Source organism: Streptomyces sp. NPDC029139, assembly GCF_055564335.1.
In genome coordinates this window covers 94000-120077 of sequence record NZ_JBVHWN010000014.1, presented here as the reverse complement: position 1 = coordinate 120077, position 26078 = coordinate 94000, and the positions used below count along the sequence as shown (strand labels likewise).

Below are 26078 nucleotides of genomic sequence, written 5' to 3'. Positions count from 1 at the left end.
TGACCAGGCCGCCCGCGGCGGCGTTCAGCTCTGTGGCGGAGCGCCTCGACCCGTCCCGCCGACCGATCACCGGCAGTCCGGATCGCACAGAGAGCGCCACAGACCACCCATGGCTCCCAGTTCCGCCCCGGCCCCCGGACGCCCCGCCGGGCCCGCGACCCTCGCCGGTCTCACGCTCCCGGGCGGCCCACGACCGGGCGACCTGCCGTCGGTGCACCGCGCGCTCATCTGCGTCGCCCTGCCCGCCCTCGCCATCTGTGCCGACCACGGACAGCTCACCGGACAGGGCCTCGAAGGCGTCTACCTGTCCGGACGAAGGCTGCTCGCCCGCTGCGTGCTGCGGGTCGCGGGCCGCGAGCCCCTCGCACTCCAGGGCCGGCGGGCCGCAGCCGACCGGGCCGTGTTCGTCGGTGTCCTGCGTACGACGGCGGACAACGGACCCGACCCCGGGATCACCGTCGAGCGTTCACGCCGCGCCGACGGAACCGAACGAATCACCCTGCGCAGCTCGGCCGACCGGCCGTTGCGGCTCCCGGTGGAAATCGCTCTGGGGACGGATCTCGCGGAGCTGGGGGCGGTGGCCTCCGGGAAGCCCGGGCCCGAGATCTTCCCCAGCGTCCACGGCACCGGTATGCGCTGGACGGCGCACGACGGCCGGTCCGCGGCCGTCACCGCCGACCCGCCTCCGATGGACGCGCTGGCCGCTGCCGGGCTCCTGCGGTGGGAGATCGACCTGGTGCCCGGCGCCGCCGCCACCCTCGAGCTCAGGGTGCGCGGAGATGGGGCACCCGGGTCCGCCCCCGTTCCGGCACCCGGCACCGGTGGTCGGCCGGGCGGGGCCGTCCTGGCGGACGCCCGTGCCGAGGGCGACGATCCACGGGCCGGCGAGCTCCTGCGCACGGCTGTGGAGGATCTGCGGGCTCTCCTCCAGCGAGACCCCGCGCACCCCGCGGACGTTCATCTCGCGGCCGGCGTGCCCTGGCGCTGCGGGCCCGCCACCGCCGAAGCGCTCTGGGCCGCTCGGATGGCCCTGCCGCTCGGCACCCGGCTCGCGGTCACGACGCTCCGGACACTGGCCCGCACCCAGATCGGCGGTTCCGGACCTCTCTCAGGGCTCATCCCCGGCACTCTCCGGGACGCGGGGCCCTACCTGCCACCCCGCTGCACCGGCATCGAGGCCACCCTCGCCTTCCCCGCGGTCCTGGCCGAGGCCAGACGCTGGGGACTGCCCGGCCAGGACCTCGAGGAACTCCTGCCCGCCGCGGAGCGGTGTCTCGGATGGCTGCGGACCGCCTCCGACCCGCACGGGTTCGTCCCGGACCCGGGCCCCGCCGGTCCCTGGCGGGCCGAGACACAGGCCCATGCCCACCGGGCGGCCGTGCTCGGCGCCGACCTCCTCGACGGCTGCGGCATCCCGGGCGGGGACGCCTGGCGGGAATGGTCGAGCACCCTCCGCGCCCGCTTCCGCGCGGAGTTCTGGCTCGACGACCGGTCCGGCGGCCGACCCGCCGCGGCGCGCGTGCCGGGCGGCCGGCCGTGGACCCAGCTCGGGGGCTGGGCGGCACACCTCCTGGACACCGGTCTCCTGGGCGGCGGCCGCCTCGCTCCCGGCCTGCTGGACAGGTCCGAGACCGAACAGCTGGCCCGGCTGCTCGGCACCCCGGCCCTCGACTCCGGCTGGGGGCTGCGCAGCCTCGGTGCCAAGGAGCCCGGCCACAACCCCTTCGGTCACCGGGCCGGAGCGGTGCGGGTCCACGAGACGGCGGTCGCCGTGGCCGGACTCGCGGCGGCGGGCTACGAGCGGGAGGCCACGTCCCTGCTCCGTGGCGCCTTCGACGCGGCCGAGGCGTTCGACCACCGCCTGCCCGAGATGTACGCGGGCCACCAGCGCACGGCCGGGGCGGTGCCGGTGCCGCATCCGGCGGCCTGCCGGCCCGCTGCCGTGGCCGCGGCCGCCGGCGTCCACCTTCTGGCGACACTCGTCGGGATTCGGCCCGACGCGCCGGCCCGGGCCGTGTCCCTGCACCCCGTCCGGTCGGCTCCGCTCGGTGCGGTACGGCTGTCAGGTCTGCGGGTCGCGGCCGAACCGTTCGCCGTGCGGGTGAGCCGGCTCGGGCTCGGCATGGTCGAGGAAGCCGCCGACGGTCTCCAGCTGGGGGGCTGAACCGGACGCGCCGGGACCGAGAGCGAAGCGTCGGGAGAGGGAGAAGAAGTCATGGTCGAAGCGACGGAGGGGAGTGTTTATCGTCAGGAAGACGACTATGATCGCAGCATGCCTCCCTACGACCCGTCGGCCTTCCCGCCCTTCGCCGTCACCGTCGATCTGGTCGTGCTCACGGTGCGGGGCCACGCCCTGTGCGCCCTGGTCGTGAGACGGGGAGAGGCACCGTTCCAGGGCCGCTGGGCGCTGCCCGGTGGATTCGTCCGTGCTGACGAGGACCTCGGAGCCGCCGCGGCGCGCGAGTTGGTCGAGGAGACCGGACTCTGCGTCCACGACCCGGGCGCGCCGTCGCCCATGCCGAGCAACGGCGCCCACCTCGAGCAGCTGGCGACCTACGGGGACCCGCAGCGTGACCCCCGAATGAGGGTGGTCAGCGTCGCGCACCTGGCGCTCGCCCCGGACCTGCCGGCGCCACGCGCGGGTGGCGACGCGAACAGCGCGCGCTGGGCCCCGGTCGAGGAACTGCTGGGCAAGGACGGCTCCGTCGAACGCGAGGAGGGGCAGGGGGAGCCGCTTGCGTTCGATCACGCGCGGATTCTGGGCGACGGGGTGGAACGGGCACGGTCCAAGATCGAGTACTCCTCGCTGGCCACGGCCTTCTGTCCGCCGGAGTTCACGGTCGGCGAGCTCAGAAGGGTCTACGAGGCCGTGTGGGGGGTCGCGCTCGACCCGCGCAACTTCCACCGGAAGGTGACCGGTACCCCTGGCTTCCTCGTCCCCGCCGGGGGCACCACCACGCGCCAGGGCGGGCGCCCCGCGCAGCTCTTCCGGGCAGGTGGCGCGACACTGCTCAACCCTCCCATGCTGCGTCCCGAGGTCTGATCGGCGCGCTCGGAGGCGACCCGGGGCCTCAACCCTGCGCTGAAAGTCCGAAATGTAGCGTTATCTTGCTTCGATAGCCGCCCTGCCGCGGAGCGGTGTCACCTACCGCGAGAGAAGCGATGCTCCAGGCCATCGGACTCACCAGCAGCCCCCGCCGCGACCTCCCACCCGCCGTGGACGATCTCAGTTTCGAGGCGCACCCAGGTCAGGTCACCGCCCTTCTGGGCCCCGCCGGATCCGGAAAGACGACCGCCCTGCGGCTGATGCTCGACCTGGAGCCCGGCCGTGGCGTCACGCACTTCCGCGGTCGCCCGCTCCACCGCATCGCACAACCCGCCGGTGAGGTCGGTGTCCTGCTGGGCGATGTCCCGGGGCATCCCTCGCGCACCGTGCGCAGCCAGTTGCGGATGCTCTGCGCGGCGACGGGTGTTCCCGTGACACGGGCCGACGAGATGCTCCGGGCTGTGGGCCTCGACGGTCTCCAGGGCCAGCGCATCGGCACCCTGCCGCGAGCGATCGACCGCCGACTCGGCCTGGCCTCGGCCCTCTTGGCCGATCCGCACGCGCTTCTGCTCGACGAGCCCGGGGCCGGCCTGTCCGCACGCGACGGAGCCTGGCTGCACGAGCTCCTGCGGGCCCACGCGGTGGAGGGCGGCACCGTTCTCTACACCACCGACGACCCCAAGGACGCGGCCCGCAACGCCGATCGGGTCGTCACGGTCGCCGACGGCCGCCTCGTCGCCGATCAGGACGTCACCGAGTTCGCCCGTACCCGGCTGCGGCCTCGGGTGGTGGTACGCACGCCCCATGCCGCACGGCTCGCCGCCGCCGTCACCCAGGAGGCGCGCGCCGCCCGCCGGACCGTCGAGGTGATCACCGAGCGGGGCAACCGGCTGTCCGTCTACGGCAGCGACTGCGCCGCGATCGGAGAGACCGCGTTCCGGCACGGGGTGCTCATCCACCAACTGTCCGAGGAGGTCGGCGACACGGGCCCGCACCCCCCGTCCGTACCTCCCACGCCGCCCGCCGTGGGCGACCGTGCGCCCGCCGCCGCAAGGGGTGTCGAGTCCGAGCCGCCGGCGGCGCGACGGCCGGCCCGTTCGCCGCTCCGGCCCCTGCGGTACGAGGTCCGCAGGATGCTCGGGGTGCCGGCCACGCCGCTCGTCGCGGCGGCGGTCCTGATCGCCTCCCTCGTGATCTCGTTGGTGCTGGCGCGCGGTGGCCGGGCGCCCATGCCCACGGTCCTCGCCGGCTGGCCCGCCCTCTCCCCACTGCCGCCCGCCGCCCTCGGGGCAGGGTTGCTCGGCGCCTTCTCCTTCGCCGACGAGTACCGCTACCCGGCGCTCACCACCGGCCGTGGCGCGGTTCCGCGCCGCCTCGGGCTGTTGCTCGCCAAGCTCACCGTCGCGGCGGCCGTCGGCCTGCTCCTGGCCGTCCTCGTCGTGGCGGCCGACCTGCAGGTCCTCCGCCTCGTCTATGGTCGTGAGTTGATTTCCGTACCGGAAAACTGGCCGACACTGTGTGCGAGTTGGCTCGGTCTGATCGTCGGCTGCGCCTGGGCCGGGGTGCTCGGGGCCGGGGTCTTCCGGGTGGCCGCGGCGGGTGTGGCGGCGGTCCTCTCGGTGCCGGTGGTTCTCGCGCCCCTGCTGGGGAAGGTCGGCTCCGGTCCTTCGGGACGCCCGATCGCCGGACTCCCCGCCCGGCTGCGCGAATTCGTCAGCCTGGAGTGGCCGCCGGCGGCCGATCGCTGGCTGGCGGGGGCGTTGCGGGTGGTCGCCCAGCCCGTGGGGGTGGCCCTGGCGGTGTCGTTGACCGCCCTGCTCTGCGCCTATCTGTTCACCGGCTTTCGCCGGAAGGCGCGTTGGTGATCGGTTCCAGATCGAAAGTCTCCGCCTGAGCGGCAACTCACTTGAGAATGGCTGGTTATGTCCGATTAATCGTCAATTGTGTGGCGAGTGCCGATCACCCTTTCGTGTGCTTTTCACCAAAGACCTCAAGGGTCACTGGGGCCGCGCCGACAAAGGATGCGTGAGTACCCTTGCGCACACCATGATGACCGCCGCCCGCCCCGTCGACTCCGGCCTCGGCGCCTCGGGCGATCTCGATCGCTACCCGTTTGCGGAGGCCCCCGTCTCCGACCGCGTGGGCCCGCCCTCCTGGGAAGGAGCGGAGACGGACCTCGGCCGGGTCGGCCGCCGCTCGGCCGGCAGCCGCGGCCGCGGCCTGCACGGCCAGCTCGTCCAGCAGCTGGGACAGATGATCGTCTCCGGCGACCTCGGCGCCGACCGGCCGCTCGTCCCGGAGGAGATCGGGCAGCGCTTCGAGGTCTCCCGCACCGTCGTGCGCGAATCGCTGCGCGTGTTGGAGGCCAAGGGCCTCGTCAGCGCGCGCCCCAACGTCGGCACCCGGGTCCGGCCGGTCAGCGACTGGAACCTGCTGGACCCCGACATCATCGAGTGGCGTGCCTTCGGCCCGCAGCGCGACAACCAGCGCCGCGAGCTGAACGAGCTGCGGTGGACGATCGAGCCGCTGGCCGCCCGGCTCGCCGCCGGTCACGGCCGTGAGGACGTGCAGCAGCGGCTCGCCGACATGGTCGAGATCATGAGCCACGCCTACGCCCAGGGCGACGGGATCACCTTCTCCCGGGCCGACGCGGAGTTCCACTCCCTGCTGATCCAGCTCGCCGGGAACCGGATGCTGGAGCACCTCTCCGGCATCGTCGGCGCCGCACTCCAGGTCTCCGGCGGTCCGGTCACCGGCTGCGACCGTCCGGGCGAGTCCTGCCTGGCGCACCACGCGCGCATCGTCGACTGCCTCGCGGCCGGGGACGCGCAGGGCGCCGAGGCGGCCATGCGGCAGCTGCTGATCGTGCACCCGGAGGTGGAGCGCGTCGTACCCGCTCCGCGTGAGCACTGACCCGCGGGCCACGGCCAGGGGTGCGGAGCCGTACGCATCGCGTGCCGCCGGAGCCGCGCGGAGCCCGGGGATCATGACGAATCCCCAGGGTCCGCGGGGGCTCGGGCGGCGCGAATGTGCGACGAACACCCCTTATGGTCGATTCGTCGTGAATGAGGTGTGACTCGGGCCACGCGGATTGGGCGTAACACTCCTCGAAGCCGTGCGATGACCTAAGAGGTGACAGCCGAGGAAGGAATACAGCAGCCGCGAGAGGCGCTGTGCAGATCCCCGGTCCAGCCCGCGCCGTCGGCACATTCCCAGCCGATGGTCGTCGGCTCCGGCCCGATCCTGGGCGGGGCCGGAAGCCGTTTTCCATCGTTCCGAGAGGTTGTTCGTGTCGGCCAGCACATCCCGTACGCTCCCGCCGGAGATCGCCGAGTCCGAGTCTGTGATGGCGCTCATCGAGCGGGGAAAGGCTGATGGGCAGATCGCCGGCGATGACGTGCGTCGGGCCTTCGAGGCTGACCAGATTCCGCCAACCCAGTGGAAGAATGTTCTGCGCAGCCTCAACCAGATCCTCGAGGAAGAGGGTGTGACGCTGATGGTCAGTGCAGCGGAGTCGCCGAAGCGCGCCCGCAAGAGCGTCGCAGCGAAGAGCCCGGCCAAGCGCACCGCCACCAAGACCGTCACCGCCAAGACGACCGTGACGAAGACCGTCGCGGCCGCCACGGCGGCTCTGGCGGACGAGAGCGCGGACCCGGCCGACGAGGCCGGAGCGCCGGCCAAGAAGGCCGCCGCGAAGAAGACCGCGGCCAAGAAGACGGTGGCGAAGAAGGCCACCGCCAAGAAGGCGACGGCCAAGAAGACCGCCACCAAGAAGGACGCCGACGAGGCCGTCGAGGGCGAGGAGCTCCTCGAGGACGTCGCGCCCGGCAAGGGTGAGGACGAAGAGGCCGAGGGCGAGAACAAGGGCTTCGTCCTGTCCGACGAGGACGAGGACGACGCTCCGGCGCAGCAGGTCGCCGTCGCCGGTGCCACCGCCGACCCGGTCAAGGACTACCTGAAGCAGATCGGCAAGGTCCCGCTGCTCAACGCCGAGCAGGAGGTCGAGCTCGCCAAGCGCATCGAGGCCGGTCTGTTCGCCGAGGACAAGCTGGCCAACTCCGACAAGCTCGCGCCCAAGCTCAAGCGCGAGCTGGAGATCATCGCCGAGGACGGCCGCCGCGCCAAGAACCACCTCCTGGAGGCCAACCTCCGACTGGTGGTCTCGCTGGCCAAGCGGTACACCGGCCGCGGCATGCTGTTCCTGGACCTGATCCAGGAGGGCAACCTGGGTCTGATCCGCGCGGTCGAGAAGTTCGACTACACCAAGGGCTACAAGTTCTCCACGTACGCCACCTGGTGGATCCGTCAGGCGATCACCCGCGCCATGGCCGACCAGGCCCGCACCATCCGTATCCCGGTGCACATGGTCGAGGTCATCAACAAGCTCGCGCGCGTCCAGCGCCAGATGCTCCAGGACCTGGGCCGTGAGCCCACCCCGGAGGAGCTGGCCAAGGAGCTCGACATGACCCCCGAGAAGGTCATCGAGGTCCAGAAGTACGGCCGCGAGCCGATCTCCCTCCACACCCCGCTGGGCGAGGACGGAGACAGCGAGTTCGGTGACCTCATCGAGGACTCCGAGGCGGTCGTCCCGGCCGACGCGGTCAGCTTCACGCTCCTCCAGGAGCAGCTGCACTCCGTCCTCGACACTCTGTCCGAGCGTGAGGCCGGCGTGGTCTCCATGCGCTTCGGTCTCACCGACGGTCAGCCGAAGACCCTCGACGAGATCGGCAAGGTCTACGGCGTCACGCGTGAGCGGATCCGTCAGATCGAGTCGAAGACGATGTCGAAGCTGCGTCACCCGTCCCGTTCGCAGGTCCTGCGCGACTACCTCGACTAGTCCGCAGCCGTACGCGCCGAAGGGCCCGGTCCCCCGAGTGGGGGAGCCGGGCCCTTCGGCGTGCGCGGGTGCACGGCGGGGGCGCGTGTACGACGCTGGGTGAATCGACATCACCGGAGAGTCAGGAGGCTCTATGCGTCGCCCCATCGCCCGAGCAGTGACCACTGTCCTGGGCCTGATCTCGGCGGCGGCAGGGCCGTTCGCCGCCGCCTCTCCCGCGGCTGCCGACAGCGTCGTGGTCGGGGGACAGCCCGCGAAGATCACGGACGCGCCGTGGGCCGTGGCGCTCTCCAGCCGTGACCGGTTCGGAGGTACGCGGGCCGGACAGTTCTGCGGAGGCGTGGTGGTCGCGCCGACCCGGGTGCTCACCGCGGCCCACTGCCTGGGCAGGGACGTCCTCGGCGGCGAACCCTGGCAGGTCACCGACCTCAAGGTCATCGCGGGCCGCAGCGCCCTGCGGGACGAGGGAGGGCAGGAGGTCCGGATCTCCGGCACCTGGATCAGCCCGGCCTACGACCCCAGGACGAACGCCAACGATCTCGCCGTGCTGACACTGGCGACCGCGCTGCCGGAGACCTCCGTCATCAAGGCGGCCGGCCCGGGCGACGCGGCCGAGACTCCGGGGACGGAGGCGGACGTCTACGGCTGGGGAGACACCACCGGCAACGGCACCTACGCCTCGAAGCTGCGCTCGGCGCGCGTCCAGGTGCTGCCGGACGCGTCGTGCAAGCGTGCCTATCCGGGGGTCCTGGGGGCCGCGTACCGGGCCGACACGATGCTGTGCGCGGGCGATCCGCGGGGCGGCAAGGACGCCTGCCAGGGGGACAGCGGAGGGCCCCTGGTGGCCGAGGGGCGGCTCATCGGGCTGGTGTCCTGGGGCAGCGGGTGCGGACAGGCGGAGAGCCCCGGCGTCTACACCAGGGTCTCGGCGGTCCTGCCGACGAACTCCTGAGCCTCGCCCGCCCGACGCCCGAGGGGACCTCGGGCCCGGTGCGAGAACGGGCGGCCACCCCCCTTGAACGCGGGGGTGGCCGCCCGTCGTCCGGTCAGCGACCGGCCCTTGGCTCGTCGTGGATGCGAGGTGTCAGCGGTCCTCGTCTACTGCCTTGGCCGGCACGTCGGTGAGCCGGTCCGTCTCATCCTGTATTTCCGCGGCGATCTTCTTGAGTTCCGGCTCGAACTTGCGCCCGTGGTGGGCACAGAAGAGCAAGTCACCGCCGCTGGTCAGGACGACGCGCACGTACGCCTGGGCGCCGCAGCGGTCGCAGCGGTCAGCGGCCGTCAGGGGGCTCGCGGGGGTCAGAACAGTAGTCACGTCGCCTCTTCTCTAGCTCGACGAGCTGTCGTACCAGGGTCAACATCCAACCAGGCCGAAAACGTTCCCGCTCGTGGCTTTTCCTCGAAACTTCTTCCCGAGGTGGCTGTCTGCTGCCGGTTGGCGGCGAATGAGCCGTATTGCGTCGCTCTACGGATTTCGCATTGCTTGTCTCGGTCCGTCCTCCCGGCTGGGTTGCCGGTTGTTCATGAGGACGTGCCCGGAGCCTAAATGGTTCATGCCTGGAAGGGAACGTGATGTTCACGTCACCCCATCGAGGGATCGAACACCCATGCGACTCTGCACTAGCATGAGGAATCGGGAGGGTGGCGTGACAACCGCTCTACCAGGCATCGGTACCCTCAGACCGGTGACCGACGCCGGGCCTTACCCCACCGGGCCAGTTTTCAAATTCAGCGAGGAGCGAACCGCGTGACCGCCGAGACGTCCGTGCCGTCCAGTGCGCTGCTGACCGCAGACCGTGACGGTTCCAACTACACCGCGCGGCACCTGCTCGTACTCGAAGGGCTCGAAGCGGTTCGCAAGCGGCCCGGCATGTACATCGGGTCCACCGACAGCCGCGGCTTGATGCACTGCCTCTGGGAGATCATCGACAACTCCGTCGACGAGGCCCTCGGCGGTTACTGCGACCACATCGAGGTCATCCTCCACGAGGACTCCTCCGTCGAGGTGCGCGACAACGGCCGGGGCATCCCCGTCGACGTCGAGCCCAAGACCGGGCTCTCCGGCGTCGAGGTCGTCATGACCAAGCTGCACGCGGGCGGAAAGTTCGGCGGAGGCTCGTACGCGGCCTCCGGCGGTCTGCACGGTGTGGGCGCCTCCGTGGTGAACGCGCTGTCGGCCCGGCTCGACGTCGAGGTCGACCGGAACAGCTCCACGCACGCGATCAGCTTCCGCCGCGGTGTCCCCGGCATCTTCACCGAGCAGGGCCCCGACAGCCCCTTCGATCCCGGCAACGGCCTGCGCAGGACCAAGCGCGTGCCGAAGGCCCGCACCGGCACCCGTGTGCGGTACTGGGCCGACCGGCAGATCTTCCTCAAGGACGCCAAGCTCTCCCTGGACCACCTGCACCAGCGCGCCCGCCAGACCGCCTTCCTGGTGCCCGGCCTGACCATCGTGGTCCGCGACGAGCGTGACCTCGACGGCGTGGGCAAGAGCGAGGAGACCTTCCGCTTCGACGGCGGCATCAGCGAGTTCTGCGAGTTCCTCGCCCAGGACAAGGCCGTCTGCGACGTGCTGCGCCTCACCGGCCAGGGCACGTTCAAGGAGACCGTCCCGGTCCTGGACGACCGCGGGCACATGACGCCCACCGAGGTCACCCGCGAGCTGGGCGTCGACGTCGCCCTGCGCTGGGGCACGGGCTACGACGCCACGGTCAAGTCCTTCGTCAACATCATCGCCACGCCCAAGGGCGGCACCCACGTCTCCGGCTTCGAGCAGGCCATCACCAAGACGGTGAACGAGGTCCTGCGCTCCGCGAAGATGCTGCGCGTCGCCGAGGACGACATCGTCAAGGACGACGCCCTCGAAGGGCTCACGGCCGTCGTCACGGTCCGGCTGGCCGAGCCGCAGTTCGAGGGACAGACCAAGGAGGTGCTCGGCACCTCGGCAGCCCGCCGGATCGTCGCCAACGTGGTCGCCAAGGAGCTGAAGGCCTTCCTGACGTCCACCAAGCGCGATGCCAAGGCCCAGGCCCGGGCGGTCCTGGAGAAGGCCGTGTCGGCCGCCAGGACGCGTATCGCCGCCCGCCAGCACAAGGAGGCCCAGCGCAGGAAGACCGCGCTGGAGTCCTCCACGCTGCCGGCCAAGCTCGCCGACTGCCGGAGCGACGACGTGGAGCGCAGCGAGCTCTTCATCGTCGAGGGAGACTCCGCGCTCGGCACGGCCAAGCTCGCCCGCAACAGCGAGTTCCAGGCGCTGCTGCCGATCCGCGGCAAGATCCTCAACGTCCAGAAGTCCTCCGTCTCGGACATGCTCAAGAACGCCGAGTGCGGAGCGATCATCCAGGTCATAGGGGCCGGCTCGGGCCGTACCTTCGACATCGACGCGGCCCGCTACGGGAAGATCGTCCTCCTCGTGGACGCCGACGTCGACGGCGCGCACATCCGCTGCCTGCTGCTGACCCTCTTCCAGCGCTACATGCGGCCGATGGTCGAGGCCGGCCGGGTCTTCGCCGCCGTGCCGCCGCTGCACCGCATCGAGCTCGTCCAGCCCAAGAAGGGCCAGGACAAGTACGTGTACACGTACTCGGACAACGAGCTGCGCCAGACCCTGCTCGAGTACCAGCGCAAGGGCGTCCGCTACAAGGACGCCATCCAGCGCTACAAGGGTCTCGGTGAGATGGACGCCGACCAGCTGGCGGAGACCACCATGGACCCGCGGCACCGGACCCTGCGCCGGATCAACATCGGCGACCTGGACTCCGCCGAGCAGGTCTTCGATCTGCTCATGGGCAATGACGTGGCGCCGCGCAAGGAGTTCATCACCAGCTCCGCGGCGACGCTCGACCGCTCGCGGATCGACGCCTGACCGGCGCGTCCCTCAGGGGTGGAGCCAACGGGCTCCACCCCTGAGCCGATCACAGCCACCGCTCCTCTCCGTAGCGACCCGTGGCGTCCGGTACGCATATCAGCCCGGGATCGTCGCACGGCCAGGGCAATCCATCACCTGATGGGGTGAAGAGACAGGGGAGAAGAGTCCGGGATCTTCCCGCTCTGTCCATCCTTGGGCACGCGGCCGAAACGGTTCGCTGACAAGGAGAGTTCACCGGTGGAGAAGCACGAAGGGCCGGGCACCCCGGCAGTGCGGATCGACGACCCCTGGTACGACGCACTGGCCGCCGGATGGGGTGAGGCGGCGACCGACGGCGAGACGCCGACCGGCGCCCCGGCGCACACCGCGCCGGCGCCCGGAGCCGTACCGCGGCAGCGGCCGACCGCCCTCAGCACGGCCGACATCTATCTCGCGGTCCAGCGCAGCCCCGCCTTCCAGGAAGTACGCAGTCGCTACCGGCGGTTCGTGATCCCCGCCGCCCTCGGCTTCCTCCTCTGGTACCTCGCCTACGTCGTGGCGGCGACCGTCGCGCCCGGACTGATGGCCCGGCCCGTCGCCGGCGCGGTGAACGTGGCGATGGTCGCCGGACTCGGCCAGTTCCTCTCCACCTTCCTGCTGACCTGGGCCTACGCCCGGCACGCCCGGCTGCGCCGGGACCGTGCGGCGCTGGAACTGCGCTGGACCGTGTACGACGAGACGCGGGCGCAGGACGCGACGCGAGGGGTGCAGCGGTGATCGACGACCATCAGACACTCGCGCTGCTGCTGTTCAGCGCGTTCATCGCGGTGACGCTGGGGATCACCACCTGGGTGAGCCGCAACCGGCACGGATCCGCCGAGGAGTTCTACGCGGGCGGCAGGCTCTTCTCTCCCATGGAGAACGGTTTCGCCATCGCGGGCGACTACATGTCCGCCGCCTCCTTCCTCGGGATCTCGGGCCTCATCGCCCTCTTCGGCTACGACGGCATGCTGTACTCCGTCGGCTTCCTCGTCGCCTGGCTGGTCGTGCTGCTCCTGGTCGCCGAACTGGTGCGCAACTGCGGCCGGTTCACGCTCGCCGACGTCGTCGCGGCCCGGATGGCGGAACGCCCCGTGCGCATCGCCGCCGGAACGTCCTCCGTCACCGTCTCCGTGCTCTATCTCGTGGCCCAGATGGTGGGCGCCGGCAGCCTCGTCGCCCTCCTCCTCGGCGGCACGAGCGAGGCCGCCCGCTCCTGGACCGTGATCGGCGTCGGCGCCCTGATGGTGATCTACGTGTCGCTCGGCGGGATGCGGGCGACCACCTGGATCCAGATCGTCAAGGCGGTGCTCCTCATGGCCGGCACGGTCACCCTCACCGTGCTCGTCCTGCTCCGCTTCCACGGCGACTTCAACCAGCTGCTCACCACCGCCGCCGAACGCAGCGGACACGGACGGGACTTCCTCGCACCAGGGCTGCGCTACGGCGGGGAGTGGACCGCGCGCCTCGACTTCATCAGCCTCGGGATCGCGCTCGTCCTGGGCACTGCGGGCCTGCCCCACATCCTGTCCCGCTTCTACACGGTGCCCACCGCGCGGGCCGCCCGCCGCTCGGTCGTCTGGGCCATCGGGCTCATCGGCAGCTTCTACCTGATGACGATCGTGCTCGGATTCGGCGCGGCCGCGATCATCGGTCCCGACTCCGTCCGCGCCTCCAACGCCGCCGGGAACACCGCCGTACCGCTGCTCGCCCTCGACCTCGGCGGGGGAGCGGGTTCGACCGGCGGCACCGTGCTCTTCGCGATCGTCGCCGCCGTCGCGTTCGCGACGATCCTGGCCGTCGTCGCCGGTATCACGCTCGCTTCCTCCGCCTCCGTGGCCCACGATCTGTACGCCTCGCTGCGCCACCGCGACCCGCGTGCGAAGCAGTACAGCGAGGTGACCGTGGCCCGGCTGGCCGCCGCCGGGATCGGGGCCGCCGCGATCGGGCTCGGGCTGCTCGCCCGCGATCTCAACGTGGCGTTCCTGGTGGGACTCGCCTTCGCGGTGGCCGCGTCCGCCAATCTGCCGGTGCTGCTCTACTCGCTCTTCTGGCGGAACTTCACCACGCGGGGCGCCGTCTGGTCGGTGTACGGGGGGCTCGTCCCGGCGGTCCTGCTCGTCGTTCTCTCGCCGGTCGTCTCCGGCAGTCCCGACGCGCTGTTCCCGGGCGTCGACTTCCATGTCTTCCCGCTCCAGAACCCCGGGGTGGTCTCCATCCCGCTCGGCTTCCTGGCCGGCTGGATCGGCACGGTCACCTCCTCCGAGCCGCCGGACGCGGCCCGGCACGCGGAGACGGAGGTCAGGGCGCTGACCGGCGCGGGCGCGGTGTGATCCGCCCGCGCGGCGGGAGTCGCGGGAACCGCCGACCACATGGGCGGGGTCGCGGGGGTTCAGCGCGCGGCCGGAGCCCAGACGTAGCGGTGCTCGGGCCGGCCCGTCTCGCCGTACTTCAGTGAGAGGCGTACCCGTCCGGCGCGTTCGAGCAGCTTGAGATAGCGCTGGGCGGTCTGCCGGCTCACCCCGGCCCGTTCGGCGATCTCCTGCGCGGACAGGGCCCCGTGGGCGGCGAGCAGGACCTGTCGTACCAGCTCCGCGGTGGTGGGGGAGTGCCCCTTGGGCAGGTCGGGCTCGGTCGTACCCGCCGAGAGGGCGCCGAAGATCCGGTCCACCTCGGCCTGTTCGGCCTCGCCGCCACCGGCGAGGGTGTCGCGCAGGGCGGCGTACGCCTCCAGCTTGCCGCGCAGCCCGGCGAAGGTGAACGGCTTCACCAGATACTGCAGCGCACCGTGGCGCATCGCCGCCTGGACCGTCGCCACGTCGCGCGCGGCGGTCACCATGATCACGTCGGTCTGATGGCCCTCCCGGCGAAGTTCCCGTACGACCGCGAGGCCGTTCTCGTCCGGCAGGTAGTGGTCGAGCAGGATGAGATCGACCGGAACCTCACCGAGCCGGCTGATCGCCTCCGCCGTCGAGTGGGCGGTGGCGACGACGCGGAAACCGGGGATCTTCGTCACGTAGGCCGCGTTGATCCGCGCGACCCGTACGTCGTCGTCCACGACCAGGACGTCGATCATCACGGCTCCTCGGTCGCCCGGGCCATGGCCGGCTCCGACGGCGGCACAGGCCCAGGTGTCGGCCGCGGGTCGGGTGCCGGCCGCGGGTCCGGGGCCGGCCCAGGTGTCGGCCCCGGGTCAGGCGTCGGCCGCGGGTCCGGTTCGCTCAGCGCCTCCGGGAGTACGACGGTGAACTCGGCGCCTCCCTCCGGCCCGTCGGTGACCCGGGCGCTGCCGCCCCGGCGTTCGGCGAGCCGGCGCACCAGCGCCAGGCCCAGACCCCGCTTGCCGTGCGACGGCAAATCCTTCGTGGTCCAGCCCTCGGTGAAGATCAGCTCGCGCCGGTCGTCGGGCACGCCCGGGCCGCTGTCGGTGACCCGCAGTACGGCGGTGCGTCCTTCGGTCCGCAGGGCGATCTCGACGCGCGACGCGGCGGTGCCGGCGGCGGCGTCCAGGGCGTTGTCGACGAGGTTGCCGACGACGGTGACCAGCTCGCGCGGGTCGACCAGGCGGTCGGGGAGCAGCGAGTCGGGCGAGATCCGCAGGCCCACACCCCGCTCCGCGGCGACCGTGGCCTTGCCGACCAGGAGGGCGGCGAGCAAGGGGTCGTGGACCTTCTCGGTGACCTGCTCTGCGGTGGCCCGGTGGACTCCGACCACCTCGGTGACGAATTCGACCGCCTCGTCGTGCATCTCCAGCTCCAGGAGGCCGAGCAGGGTGTGCAGGCGGTTGGCGTGCTCGTGGTCCTGGGCACGGAGGGCGTCGATCAGACCGCGGGTGGAGTCCAGCTCACGGCCGAGCCGCTCCAGCTCGGTACGGTCGCGCAGGGTCGCCACGGCGCCGCCGTCGTCCGTCGGCATCCGGTTGGCGATCAGGACCCGGTGGCCGCGGACGGTCACCAGGTCCTCACCGGTGACCCGCCCGGCCAGCACATCGGCCGTGCGGCCCGGGCCGAGGACGGCCTCCAGCGGGAGACCGGTGGCCTCCGGGCCGATGCCCAGGAGGCGCTGCGCCTCGTCGTTCATCAGCCGGACGCGGCCCGTGCGGTCGAGGGCGACGACGCCCTCACGGATGCCGTGGAGCATGGCCTCGCGCTCGGCCAGCAGCGCGGAGATGTCGGAGAAGGCCAGGTCGTGGGTGCGCCGCTGAAGTCTGCGGGAGATCAGGTACGCGGCGAGGGCGCCGGCCGCCAGAGCTCCGCCGGCGTACGCGAGGAGCCCCGGAATCGCCCCGAGCAGGCGGTCCTGGACGCTGTCGTACTCGATGCCCACGGACACGGCGCCGACGATGGCCCCGTCGGCGTTCCGCAACGGCGCCTTGCCGCGTGCGGAGCGGCCCAGGGTGCCGCTGTCGATCTCCATGACCTCCCGCCCGGCGAGCGCGGCGCTGGGGTCCGTGGAGACCCGCCTGCCGATCTGCGCGGGGTCGGTGTGGGACCAGCGGACGCCCCGCGTGTCCATGACGACGACATACTCGGCGCCGGTGGACCGGCGGATGCGCTCGGCCTCCTCCTGCACGGGTCCCCGGGCGGAGGGCGCGGAGGTCCTCAGCGCGGTGGCGATCTGCGGTGAGGCGGTCGTCTCGGCGATGGCGAGTGCGCGGCGCATGGCCTGGTCGTCGAGCTGGGCGCTGAGGGGGGCGAGGAAGAGGCCGGTGGCCAGCACGGTGACGCCGGTCGCGATGGCCAGCTGCATGAGGAGGACCTGCGAGAAGACCCGCTGCGGCCAGCCGAACCGCCTGCGTCGCGCGGGGGGCGGCGTGGGGGTGGTCGGTGCGGGGGTCATGGCAGGAACGGTACGGGGCGGGGGGCGGCGACCGGAAATGGCGCGGGTGACGGCGGCCGGGCCGGGGCCGTGACCGCGGTGTTCCGTCCACCCAGGCGGCGAGCTGCGGCAGGCCGCCGGTTCCGAGGTGTGGAGAGACCCGGACCCGCCCAGCAGGAGCGGGTCGGCCGAACCTGGTTCCGGGTCTGCCTATTCTGGGGGCTTTGGTGTGTGCCGAGTCGTCGGAGGGGTTTCCTTGACCAGCCAGCAGATTCCCGTCGTCGTCCTCTCCGGGTTCCTCGGAGCGGGCAAGACGACGCTGCTCAACCATCTGCTGCGCAGCTCCCGGGGCACCCGGATCGGGGTCATGGTCAACGACTTCGGGGACATCGGGATCGACGCCATGACCGTCGCCGGACAGGTCGGGTCCACCGTCTCGCTCGGCAACGGTTGCCTGTGCTGTGCCGTCGACGTGAGCGAGCTGGACGAGTACCTGGAGGTGCTCACCGCGCCCGAGCTGCGTCTCGACGTCATCGTGATCGAGGCCAGCGGGCTCGCCGAGCCCCAGGAGCTGGTGCGGATGGTGCTCGCCAGCGAGAACGAGCGGATCGTGTACGGCGGGCTCGTGCAGGTCGTCGACGCGGCCGAGTTCACCGCCACGCGCGCGCGGCACCCCGAGACCGACCGGCATCTCGCCCTCGCCGACCTGGTCGTGGTCAACAAGGCGGACCGGGTGGACGAGCGGGAGCTGGAGGCCGTGCAGGCCGCCGTCAGAGAGCTCGCCGGGCCCGCCGCGGTGGTCCGCGCCGCGCACGGACGCGTCGACCCCGAGCTGCTCTTCGACCGGGTGGTGCCCGACGGGGAGATCGAGGGCCAGATGTCCATCGAGGACCTGCTCCACGGGGACCCGGACGAGGACCACGACCATCCGCACGCCGCGTACGAGACCCTCTCGCTGGCCTCGGACACCCCCTTGCACCCCCGCAGGCTGATGGATTTCCTGGACTCCCGGCCGGAGGGTCTCTACCGCATCAAGGGATATGTCGACTTCGGCGCCGCCGACCCCGGCAACCGCTACTCCGTGCACGCCGTCGGCCGGTTCCTGCGCTTCTACCCCGAGCCGTGGGAGGCCGGCCAGGAACGACTCACCCAGCTCGTCCTCATCGGCACCGGCATCGACGGCGACGCCCTGCGCAAGGAGCTCGACGGCTGCCGCGTCGACGGCCCGCAGGACGCCCCCGACGAGCACAGCATGTGGGGCGTCCTGCGGTACGTACGACAACACGATGAAGAGCCGGTCGAACTGGACGAGCCGGTCGAGCCGCTCGACTAGCGCGCCGGGCCCGCCAGGACCGCGATCGGCTTCGGCAGCGGCGTGCCCGAGCCGTCGCGGCGCGGGTCGGCCTCCGGCAGCTCCACCGGAGTGCCGTTCTTCTGCGCGGCGAGTGCCGGGGTCGCGCCCGCCCAGGCGAGGATCAGCACGTCCTCGCCCTTCAGGAAGCGCTGGCAGCGCACGCCGCCCGTCGCCCGCCCCTTGCGGGGGTACTGGTCGAACGGCGTCAGCTTCGCCGACGTACCGGCCGAGTCGTCCAGGGTGCCCGTGGAACCCGCGACCGTGAACACCACCGCGTCCGCCGCCGGGTCCACCGCCGTGAACGAGATCACCTTGGCGCCCTCGGTCAGCTTGATGCCCGCCATGCCGCCCGCGGGGCGGCCCTGGGGCCGCACCGACGAGGCCTGGTAGCGCAGGAGCTGGGCGTCGGACGTGATGAAGACCAGATCCTCCTCGCCCGTACGCAGCTCGGTCGCGCCGACGATCCGGTCACCCTCCTTGAGGGTGATGACCTCCAACTCGTCCTTGTTCGCCGGGTAGTCCGGCACCACCCGCTTCACCACACCCTGCTGGGTGCCGATCGCCAGTCCGGGCGAGGACTCGTCGAGCGTGGTGAGACAGACCACCGTCTCGTCGTTCTCCAGCGTGACGAACTCCGCCAGCGGGGCCCCGCCCGCCAGGTTCGGGGCGGCGGCGGTGTCCGGCAGCTGCGGAAGGTCGATGACCGCGAGCCGGAGCAGGCGTCCGGCCGAGGTCACCACGCCGATGTCACCGCGCTGGGTGGCCGGGACCGCCGAGACGATCACGTCGTGCTTGGCGCGCCGGCCGCCGTCCTCGTCGGACGGGAGCTCCGCGGTGGCCGTGCGGGCCAGCAGGCCGGTCGAGGAGAGCAGGACGCGGCACGGGTCGTCCGCGACCTCCAGGGAGACGGCGGTGACGGGCGCGCCCGCCGACTCCAGCAGGACCGTACGCCGGTCGGTACCGAACTTCTTGGCCACCGAGGCCAGTTCGGCCGAGACGAGCTTGCGCAGCTCGTTGTCGGACTCCAGGATGCCCGTCAGCTCGTCGATCTCGCCGTTGAGCCGGTCGCGCTCGGTCTCCAGCTCGATCCGGTCGAACTTGGTGAGCCGGCGCAGCGGGGTGTCCAGGATGTAGATCGTCTGCGTCTCGCTGAGCGAGAAGCGCCCCATCAGCCGCTCGCGCGCCTGCGCAGAGTTCTCGCTGGAGCGGATCAGGCGGATGACCTCGTCGATGTCGAGGAGGGCGATGAGCAGACCGTCCACCAGGTGCAGGCGGTCGCGCTTCTTCGTGCGGCGGAACTCGCTGCGGCGGCGCACCACGTCGAAGCGGTGGTCGAGATAGACCTCAAGGAGCTCCTTGAGGCCGAGCGTGAGCGGCTGGCCGTCGACCAGCGCCACGTTGTTGATGCCGAAGGACTCCTCCATCGGCGTCAGCTTGTAGAGCTGCTCCAGGACCGCCTCCGGCACGAAGCCGTTCTTGACCTCGATGACCAGGCGCAGCCCGTGGCTGCGGTCGGTGAGGTCCTTGACGTCCGCGATGCCCTGGAGCTTCTTGGCGCCGACCAGATCCTTGATCTTGGAGATGACCTTCTCCGGGCCGACCGTGAAGGGCAGCTCGGTGACGACGATGCCCTTGCGGCGGGCCGTCACGTTCTCCACGGTCGCCGTGGCGCGGATCTTGAACGTGCCGCGGCCGCTCTCGTACGCGTCCTTGATCCCGGACAGGCCGACGATCCGGCCGCCCGTGGGCAGGTCGGGGCCGGGCACGAAGCGCATGAGCGCGTCGAGGTCCGCGTTCGGGTGCCGGATCAGGTGCCGGGCGGCCGCGATCACCTCGCCCAGGTTGTGCGGCGGCATGTTCGTGGCCATGCCGACGGCGATTCCGGACGCGCCGTTGACCAGGAGGTTCGGGTACGCCGCGGGGAGCGCGACGGGCTCCTGCTCCTGGCCGTCGTAGTTCGGCGAGAAGTCGACGGTGTCCTCGTCGATCGACTCCGTCATCATCAGCGCGGCGGCGGCCATCTTGGACTCGGTGTACCGCATGGCGGCCGGCGGGTCGTCGTTGCCCAGCGAGCCGAAGTTGCCGTGGCCGTCCACGAGGGGGAGCCGCATGGAGAAGGGCTGCGCCATGCGCACCATCGCGTCGTAGATCGACGCGTCGCCGTGCGGGTGCAGCTTGCCCATGACCTCGCCGACGACCCGCGCGCACTTCACATAGCCGCGGTCGGGGCGCAAACCCATCTCGTTCATCTGGTAGACGATGCGGCGCTGCACCGGCTTCATGCCGTCGCGGGCGTCCGGCAGCGCGCGGGAGTAGATCACCGAGTACGCGTACTCGAGGAAGGAGCCCTGCATCTCGTCGACGACGTCGATGTCGAGGATTCGCTCCTCGAACGCGTCGTCCGGCGGCGGTGTCTTCGTGCTGCGGCGGGCCATCGCGGCTGCGGCTCCTTCACCAACAAGGTTGATCTGACGCGGACCATTGTGGACCGTCCCACCGACAACGCCGACCGCGACCCGGTCCAGGGCCCGCCGCGGCCCCGCTCCAGGCCGGTCCCACCAGTCCGGTCCACGGTCCGCCGCGCCCCCTTCGCCGGCGGTGCCTGAGCCGTGGGTGGCCCCGCGCCTGCCGGTGGGTCGCCCCGGGGCCAGCCGCGTGTGAGCCCCGCGTCGGCCGTACGCGACGTCCGCGCGACCCGGAAGAGGGACGTGGGGAACCGGCGGGAACTTCGCCAGGTGTCGGTGCGCTTGCATAGGGTGGCAGGACTTTTCCATATCGCGATCGAAGGGACGTACATGCCCATGGGTCACACGGCCACGGCAGAGGCCGGCTCCGGCGGCCTGACAGCGACCGAGCACCGGCTGGCCAACGGCCTGCGGGTGGTGCTCTCCGAGGACCACCTGACCCCGGTCGCCGCGGTCTGCCTCTGGTACGACGTCGGCTCGCGCCACGAGGTCGAGGGCCGCACCGGCCTCGCCCATCTCTTCGAGCACCTGATGTTCCAGGGCTCGAAGCAGGTCCACGGCAACGGCCACTTCGAGCTGGTGCAGGGCGCGGGTGGCTCGCTCAACGGCACGACGAGCTTCGAGCGCACCAACTACTTCGAGACCATGCCCACGCACCAGCTGGAGCTCGCGCTCTGGCTGGAGGCGGACCGCATGGGCTCGCTGCTCGCGGCCCTGGACGACGAGTCCATGGAGAACCAGCGGGACGTCGTCAAGAACGAGCGCCGTCAGCGGTACGACAACGTGCCGTACGGCACGGCCTTCGAGAAGCTCACCGCTCTCGCCTACCCCGAGGGCCACCCGTACCACCACACGCCGATCGGCTCCATGGCCGACCTGGACGCGGCCACGCTCGAGGACGCCCGGTCCTTCTTCCGGACGTACTACGCGCCGAACAACGCGGTGCTGTCGGTCGTCGGCGACATCGATCCCCAGCAGACGCTGGCCTGGATCGAGAAGTACTTCGGCTCCATCCCGTCCCACGACGGCAAGCTGCCGCCCCGCGACGGCACGCTGCCCGACACGATCGGGGAGCAGCTGCGCGAGGTCGTCGAGGAGGAGGTACCGGCCCGCGCGCTGATGGCCGCCTACCGGCTCCCGCACGACGGCACGCGCGAGTGCGACGCCGCCGACCTGGCCCTGACCGTCCTCGGCGGGGGCGAGTCCTCGCGGCTGCACAACCGTCTGGTCCGCCGTGACCGCACGGCGGTGGCCGCCGGCTTCGGACTGCTGCGACTGGCCGGCGCGCCCTCGCTCGGCTGGCTGGACGTCAAGACGTCCGGCGGTGTCGAGGTGCCCGAGATCGAGGCCGCCGTCGACGAGGAGCTGGCCCGCTTCGCCGCCGAGGGGCCGACGCCCGAGGAGATGGAGCGCGCCCAGGCCCAGTTGGAGCGCGAGTGGCTGGACCGGCTCGGCACGGTCGCGGGCCGCGCCGACGAACTGTGCCGCTTCGCGGTCCTGTTCGGTGACCCGCAGCTCGCTCTCACCGCCGTCCACCGGGTCCTGGACGTCACCGCGGAGGAGGTGCAGGCGGTCGCCAAGGCCCGGCTGCGCCCGGACAACCGCGCGGTGCTCGTCTACGAGCCGATCGGTACCGAACAGAGCGACAGCGACGAGGAAGAGGGAGCGGACCAGTGACCGACGCTGCCGCGTCTTTGACGAGCATGACGTTCCACCCGCAGCCGGAGCCGGGCACCGCGAAGCCCTGGGCCTTCCCGGCCCCGGACCGCGGAGCGCTGGACAACGGCCTGACGGTGCTGCACTGCCACCGGCCCGGCCAGCAGGTCGTGGCCGTCGAGGTCTTCCTCGACGCGCCGCTGGACGCCGAGCCCGAGGGCCTGGACGGCGTGGCCACGATCATGGCCCGCGCCCTCTCCGAAGGCACGGACAAGCACACCGCGGAGGAGTTCGCGGCCGAGCTGGAGCGCTGCGGCGCCACGCTCGACGCGCACGCCGACCACCCCGGCGTACGGGTCTCCCTGGAGGTCCCCGTCTCCCGGCTGCCCAAGGCGCTCGGGCTGCTCTCCGAGGCGCTGATCGCGCCGGCCTTCCTCGACACCGAGATCGAGCGCCTGGTGCGCAACCGGCTCGACGAGATCCCGCACGAGACGGCCAACCCCGCGCGCCGGGCGGCCAAGCAGCTCTCCAAGGAGCTGTTCCCGGCCGACTCCCGCATGTCGCGGCCGCGCCAGGGCACCGAGGAGACGGTGGCGGCGATCGACGCCGCGGCCGTGCGTGCCTTCTTCGAGGCGTACGTCCGGCCCGCCACGGCCACCGCCGTGGTCGTCGGCGACCTGACCGACGTGGATCTGGACAAGGTCCTCGCCGAGACGCTGGGCGCGTGGACGGGCAACACCGCCGAGCCGCGTCCCGTTCCGCCGATCACGGCCGACGACACCGGCCGCGTGGTGATCGTGGACCGCCCGGGCGCCGTCCAGACCCAGCTGCTCATCGGGCGCGTGGGCGCCGACCGGCACGACCGCGTCTGGCCGGCCCAGGTCCTCGGCACGTACTGCCTCGGCGGCACCCTCACCTCCCGCCTGGACCGCGTCCTGCGGGAGGAGAAGGGCTACACGTACGGGGTGCGGGCGTTCGGCCAGGTGCTGCGCTCCGACGGCCGCGGCAACGGCGCCTCGATGCTCGCCATCAGCGGTTCGGTCGACACCCCCAACACCGGCCCGGCACTTGACGACCTGTGGAAGGTGCTGCGCACCCTCGCCGCGGAGGGTCTGACGGACGCCGAGCGCGATGTGGCCGTGCAGAACCTCGTGGGCGTGGCGCCGCTGAAGTACGAGACGGCCGCCTCCGTCGCCGGAACGCTCGCCGACCAGGTCGAGCAGCACCTTCCGGACGATTTCCAGGCGCAGTTGTACGCCCGCCTCGCCGAGACCGGCACGGTGGAGGCGACGGCCGCCGTCGTCAACGCCTTCCCGGTGAACCGTCTGGTCACCGTGCTCGTCGGCGACGCGGCGCAGATCGAGGAGCCCGTGCGCGCCCTCGGCATCGGTGAAGTGACCGTCGTCACCGGCTGACCGAGGCCCGACCGAGCCCCCTGGAGGACCCCGACGTCACGGTACGTCGGGGTCCTTCCCTATGTCCGTATTGCGGAAGAGGGTGGCTTTATGCCCTGTGGCATGTCTTACAAACAGCCGTGTCTGTTTGCTGATTGAAAGAAGGTCCGCTTAGCGTCGGTCCGGCTGTTCGCCAGTTGCACCCGCCGCGCCCGCGGCATCGGACAGTCATCGCCGAGTCCCCGTCAGGCGCGAGCCTGGGGAGCCGGGGACCCACGAAGTCCCTGGGGTGAATCGGACGCCTTCGCATCCGTGCGGAGGGGCCCGTAGGAGACCTTCCTGCTCCGAACCCGTCAGCTAACCCGGTAGGCGAGAAGGAAGGAAAGGATCAGCCACTACATGGCGTTCACCCGTGCCACCGGGAAGCATCGTGGTCCGAGCCGTCTGGCGCGCCGCAGCGCGGGCATCGCCGGCATCGCGACCCTCGCCACCACCGGCGTCATCGGAACCCTCGCCTCCCCGGCACTCGCCGTCGACGCGGACACTCCGTCCCCCGAGGACACCGGCCTGACCCAGATCGTCGCCGTCGACACCCTCGCGGACACGATCGACGCCCAGGCCGCCGCCCAGGAGCGCGAGGCCGTCGAGGCCCAGGAGCGCGCCGAGGCCGCCGCCCGCGCGAAGGCCGAGGCGAAGCGCAAGGCCGAGGCCCGCGCCAAGGAGATCCGCGAGGCCAAGGAGCGCGCCGCCCGCGAGGCCGAGCGCAAGCGTCTGAACTCCTTCACCCTCCCCGTGGCCGGCTCGTACGTGACCACCGGCTACCAGGCCGGCGGCTCGCTCTGGTCCTCCGGCAGCCACTCCGGCGTCGACTTCCGTGCCGCCTCCGGCAGTCGGGTCGTCTCCGTCGGCTCCGGCACCGTCGTCGAGGCCGGCTGGGGCGGCGCGTACGGCAACAACATCGTCATCCGGATGAACGACGGCACGTACACCCAGTACGGTCACCTGTCGGCCATCAGTGTCTCGGTCGGCCAGTCCGTCACCCCGGGCCAGCAGATCGGTCTCTCCGGCTCGACCGGCAACTCGACCGGCCCGCACCTGCACTTCGAGGCCCGCACCAGCGCCGAGTACGGCTCCGACATCAACCCGGTCGCCTATCTGCGCGCCCGCGGCGTGAACGTCTGACCGCAGGCCCACAGCACGTCAGAAAAGCCCCGGCTCGTACAGAGCCGGGGCTTTTTGCTGGCCAAAAGATATCCATGCTTCCCGGAGACCCGTCGGAAATACTGCTCTGCTGCAATAGAGTCGCCGACGAACCGGTTTCGCGCGGATCAAAGCGGAGGTCGAACATGCGCATTCCCGCGCACTCGGTATGCACGGCGATCCGGGACGACATCGTCTCCGGTGTCTTCGCGTGCGGCAGCCGGCTGACCGAGGAGCAGCTGGCCCGCCGCTACGGAGTCTCCCGCGTCCCGGTTCGCGAGGCCCTGCGCACCCTGGAGTCCGAGGGCTTCGTGATCAGCCGCCGCCACGCGGGCGCCCATGTCGCCGAGCCCACCGAGCAGGAGGCGGCGGACCTGCTGGACGTACGGGCGCTGCTTGAGCCGCTGGGCGCCGCACGCGCCGCCCAGCGCCGCACGGAAGCCCACCTCAAGGTGCTGCGGGGCCTGGTCAGGCTGGGGCAGGAGCGGGCCAGGCGCGGCCAGGGCGAGGATCTGCGCTCGCTCGGCGGCTGGTTCCACGAGACGCTGGCGCAGGCCTCCGGCAGCCCGGCGCTCACGGCGTTGCTCACCCAGCTCCGGCACAAGATCGCCTGGATGTACGCGGTCGAGCCGGCGGTCCAGCCCGTCGAGGCGTGGGCCGAGCACGGCGCGATCGTGGACGCGGTCGCGCGCGGCGACGCCGAACGGGCCCGCGCCCTGACCGCGGCGCACGCGGAGCGCTCGCTGGCGCAGCACCGGTTGAAGCGGGTCGAGCGCGGGCGTGTGAGGGCTTCGCAACACGTCGTACACACCGCGAACGTCCGGAATTAACACGCGGGCCGTATACAAAGAATGCGAATTCGACGGGCTTTCTTTGTGCTGCCCCGAATTCGAGCGGAAAAGACGTGTCGTGTCCGCACCGCAGAACAATGGAGCCGCGCCCCGCCGTCATTTCGGCGTGCGCGGCTCCATCGGAATTCGGTCAGACGGTCTCGGGCAGCTCGTCGAGCCCCTCGGCAACCAGCTTCGCCAGACGGTCCAGAGCGGCCTCGGCGCCCTCGGCGTCCGACGCGAGCACGATCTCCTCGCCGCCCTGCGCGCCCAGACCGAGCACCGCGAGCATCGACGCGGCGTTCACCGGGTTGCCCTCGGCCTTGGCGATCGTCACGGGGACGCCGGAGGCCGTGGCGGCACGGACGAAGATGGAGGCGGGGCGGGCGTGCAGGCCCTCGGCCCAGCCGACGTTGACGCGGCGCTCAGCCATGGTGTTGCCCTTCAAGTCTCAAGCGGGTTGTCTAGACCAGTCTCTCACGGGTCGCGGGGTGCTCGTGGTCGACCTCCGGCGCCTGCGGCGGGGCCCGGCGGGTCTTCCCTACCTTGCACGGCGCCCGGTCGCCGCGCGACCGGTGCCACTGTCGGACCC

19 protein-coding genes and 1 riboswitch are annotated in these 26078 nt (G+C 71.6%); of the genes, 14 read left to right on the top strand and 5 right to left on the bottom strand.

The window, feature by feature from the left end; all coding sequences use genetic code 11:
• Positions 1 to 109: 109 nt before the first annotated feature.
• From ACZ4VW_RS26775 to ACZ4VW_RS26750, 6 genes are all read left to right on the top strand, one after another.
• Positions 110 to 2164, top strand: a complete 2055-nt coding sequence (locus ACZ4VW_RS26775) for a glycogen debranching N-terminal domain-containing protein (RefSeq protein ID WP_467966672.1) — start codon at positions 110 to 112, stop codon at positions 2162 to 2164.
• A gap of 108 nt (positions 2165 to 2272) precedes the next feature.
• Positions 2273 to 3043, top strand: coding sequence for an NUDIX hydrolase (locus tag ACZ4VW_RS26770; protein ID WP_467966671.1), 771 nt, complete (start codon positions 2273 to 2275; stop codon positions 3041 to 3043).
• A 119-nt stretch (positions 3044 to 3162) separates the two neighbouring features.
• Positions 3163 to 4911 carry an ATP-binding cassette domain-containing protein gene (locus ACZ4VW_RS26765; protein WP_467966669.1) on the top strand — a complete coding sequence of 583 codons (1749 nt, stop codon included), beginning with the start codon at positions 3163 to 3165 and terminating at the stop codon, positions 4909 to 4911.
• A gap of 160 nt (positions 4912 to 5071) precedes the next feature.
• Positions 5072 to 5959 (top strand): FadR/GntR family transcriptional regulator, encoded by an 888-nt coding sequence (locus ACZ4VW_RS26760; protein ID WP_467966667.1) that lies wholly within the window; start codon positions 5072 to 5074, stop codon positions 5957 to 5959.
• Positions 5960 to 6335: 376 nt separating this feature from the next.
• A complete protein-coding gene (locus tag ACZ4VW_RS26755; protein WP_467966665.1) occupies positions 6336 to 7883 on the top strand; it encodes an RNA polymerase sigma factor in 1548 nt (515 codons plus the stop codon).
• 133 nt (positions 7884 to 8016) lie between these two features.
• Positions 8017 to 8835 carry a serine protease gene (locus ACZ4VW_RS26750; RefSeq protein ID WP_467966663.1) on the top strand — a complete coding sequence of 273 codons (819 nt, stop codon included), beginning with the start codon at positions 8017 to 8019 and terminating at the stop codon, positions 8833 to 8835.
• 132 nt (positions 8836 to 8967) lie between these two features.
• Here the strand turns inward: ACZ4VW_RS26750 and ACZ4VW_RS26745 are convergent, their stop codons facing one another.
• On the bottom strand, positions 8968 to 9198 hold the full coding sequence (locus ACZ4VW_RS26745; protein WP_329115038.1) for a DUF7455 domain-containing protein: 231 nt from the start codon (positions 9196 to 9198) through the stop codon (positions 8968 to 8970).
• Positions 9199 to 9630: 432 nt separating this feature from the next.
• On the opposite strand from ACZ4VW_RS26745, the gene ACZ4VW_RS26740 reads away from it, so the two are divergent.
• The 3 genes from ACZ4VW_RS26740 (at position 9631) to ACZ4VW_RS26730 (ending at position 14102) form a co-directional block, all read left to right on the top strand.
• Positions 9631 to 11748, top strand: a complete 2118-nt coding sequence (locus tag ACZ4VW_RS26740; protein WP_467966661.1) for a DNA gyrase/topoisomerase IV subunit B — start codon at positions 9631 to 9633, stop codon at positions 11746 to 11748.
• A 240-nt stretch (positions 11749 to 11988) separates the two neighbouring features.
• Positions 11989 to 12507: a DUF485 domain-containing protein gene (locus ACZ4VW_RS26735; RefSeq protein ID WP_467966659.1), complete on the top strand. Its 519-nt coding sequence runs from the start codon at positions 11989 to 11991 to the stop codon at positions 12505 to 12507.
• Positions 12504 to 14102, top strand: a complete 1599-nt coding sequence (locus tag ACZ4VW_RS26730; RefSeq protein ID WP_467966657.1) for a solute symporter family protein — start codon at positions 12504 to 12506, stop codon at positions 14100 to 14102. The genes ACZ4VW_RS26735 and ACZ4VW_RS26730 overlap by 4 nt, the downstream gene beginning before the upstream one ends.
• Positions 14103 to 14161: 59 nt before the next feature.
• Here ACZ4VW_RS26730 and ACZ4VW_RS26725 read toward each other — a convergent pair whose 3' ends face one another.
• Positions 14162 to 14845 (bottom strand): response regulator, encoded by a 684-nt coding sequence (locus ACZ4VW_RS26725; protein WP_467966655.1) that lies wholly within the window; start codon positions 14843 to 14845, stop codon positions 14162 to 14164.
• Positions 14845 to 16608, bottom strand: coding sequence for a sensor histidine kinase (locus ACZ4VW_RS26720; protein WP_467966653.1), 1764 nt, complete (start codon positions 16606 to 16608; stop codon positions 14845 to 14847). Before ACZ4VW_RS26720 ends, ACZ4VW_RS26725 begins: the two co-directional genes overlap by 1 nt.
• A gap of 235 nt (positions 16609 to 16843) precedes the next feature.
• On the opposite strand from ACZ4VW_RS26720, the gene ACZ4VW_RS26715 reads away from it, so the two are divergent.
• Positions 16844 to 17920: a CobW family GTP-binding protein gene (locus tag ACZ4VW_RS26715; protein WP_467966651.1), complete on the top strand. Its 1077-nt coding sequence runs from the start codon at positions 16844 to 16846 to the stop codon at positions 17918 to 17920.
• Here the strand turns inward: ACZ4VW_RS26715 and ACZ4VW_RS26710 are convergent.
• Positions 17917 to 20376, bottom strand: coding sequence for a DNA gyrase/topoisomerase IV subunit A (locus tag ACZ4VW_RS26710; protein WP_467966649.1), 2460 nt, complete (start codon positions 20374 to 20376; stop codon positions 17917 to 17919). The two genes, ACZ4VW_RS26715 and ACZ4VW_RS26710, sit on opposite strands and share 4 nt — an antisense overlap.
• 360 nt (positions 20377 to 20736) lie before the next feature.
• Here ACZ4VW_RS26710 and ACZ4VW_RS26705 point away from each other — a divergent pair, with 360 nt between their 5' ends.
• The 4 genes from ACZ4VW_RS26705 to ACZ4VW_RS26690 all read left to right on the top strand — a co-directional run bounded on the left by ACZ4VW_RS26705 (position 20737) and on the right by ACZ4VW_RS26690 (position 25486).
• The gene (locus ACZ4VW_RS26705) at positions 20737 to 22083 is read left to right on the top strand and encodes a M16 family metallopeptidase (RefSeq protein WP_467966647.1); all 1347 of its coding nucleotides are present in this window, start codon (positions 20737 to 20739) and stop codon (positions 22081 to 22083) included.
• Positions 22084 to 22109: 26 nt separating this feature from the next.
• Positions 22110 to 23477, top strand: coding sequence for a M16 family metallopeptidase (locus ACZ4VW_RS26700; RefSeq protein ID WP_467966814.1), 1368 nt, complete (start codon positions 22110 to 22112; stop codon positions 23475 to 23477).
• A 201-nt stretch (positions 23478 to 23678) separates the two neighbouring features.
• Positions 23679 to 23842, top strand: a riboswitch (cyclic di-AMP (ydaO/yuaA leader).
• A 13-nt stretch (positions 23843 to 23855) separates the two neighbouring features.
• Positions 23856 to 24638, top strand: coding sequence for a M23 family metallopeptidase (locus ACZ4VW_RS26695; RefSeq protein ID WP_467966645.1), 783 nt, complete (start codon positions 23856 to 23858; stop codon positions 24636 to 24638).
• Positions 24639 to 24802: 164 nt separating this feature from the next.
• Entirely contained in the window at positions 24803 to 25486 is a 684-nt protein-coding gene (locus ACZ4VW_RS26690) for a GntR family transcriptional regulator (protein WP_467966643.1), read from the top strand.
• A gap of 151 nt (positions 25487 to 25637) precedes the next feature.
• On the opposite strand, the gene ACZ4VW_RS26685 is transcribed toward ACZ4VW_RS26690, so the two are convergent.
• Positions 25638 to 25919: an HPr family phosphocarrier protein gene (locus ACZ4VW_RS26685; protein WP_467966641.1), complete on the bottom strand. Its 282-nt coding sequence runs from the start codon at positions 25917 to 25919 to the stop codon at positions 25638 to 25640.
• Between the last annotated feature and the right edge of the window lie 159 nt (positions 25920 to 26078).

What these genes read in the sequence shown, in the direction of transcription:
- ACZ4VW_RS26725 (WP_467966655.1), bottom strand. Translation starts at nt 14,845, where the DNA reads ATGATCGACGTCCTGGTCGTGGACGACGACGTACGGGTCGCGCGGATC.
- ACZ4VW_RS26775 (WP_467966672.1), top strand. Translation starts at nt 110, where the DNA reads ATGGCTCCCAGTTCCGCCCCGGCCCCCGGACGCCCCGCCGGGCCCGCG.
- ACZ4VW_RS26710 (WP_467966649.1), bottom strand. Translation starts at nt 20,376, where the DNA reads ATGGCCCGCCGCAGCACGAAGACACCGCCGCCGGACGACGCGTTCGAG.
- ACZ4VW_RS26770 (WP_467966671.1), top strand. Translation starts at nt 2,273, where the DNA reads ATGCCTCCCTACGACCCGTCGGCCTTCCCGCCCTTCGCCGTCACCGTC.
- ACZ4VW_RS26720 (WP_467966653.1), bottom strand. Translation starts at nt 16,608, where the DNA reads ATGACCCCCGCACCGACCACCCCCACGCCGCCCCCCGCGCGACGCAGG.
- ACZ4VW_RS26700 (WP_467966814.1), top strand. Translation starts at nt 22,110, where the DNA reads ATGACGTTCCACCCGCAGCCGGAGCCGGGCACCGCGAAGCCCTGGGCC.
- ACZ4VW_RS26765 (WP_467966669.1), top strand. Translation starts at nt 3,163, where the DNA reads ATGCTCCAGGCCATCGGACTCACCAGCAGCCCCCGCCGCGACCTCCCA.
- ACZ4VW_RS26690 (WP_467966643.1), top strand. Translation starts at nt 24,803, where the DNA reads ATGCGCATTCCCGCGCACTCGGTATGCACGGCGATCCGGGACGACATC.
- ACZ4VW_RS26695 (WP_467966645.1), top strand. Translation starts at nt 23,856, where the DNA reads ATGGCGTTCACCCGTGCCACCGGGAAGCATCGTGGTCCGAGCCGTCTG.
- ACZ4VW_RS26750 (WP_467966663.1), top strand. Translation starts at nt 8,017, where the DNA reads ATGCGTCGCCCCATCGCCCGAGCAGTGACCACTGTCCTGGGCCTGATC.
- ACZ4VW_RS26685 (WP_467966641.1), bottom strand. Translation starts at nt 25,919, where the DNA reads ATGGCTGAGCGCCGCGTCAACGTCGGCTGGGCCGAGGGCCTGCACGCC.
- ACZ4VW_RS26705 (WP_467966647.1), top strand. Translation starts at nt 20,737, where the DNA reads ATGCCCATGGGTCACACGGCCACGGCAGAGGCCGGCTCCGGCGGCCTG.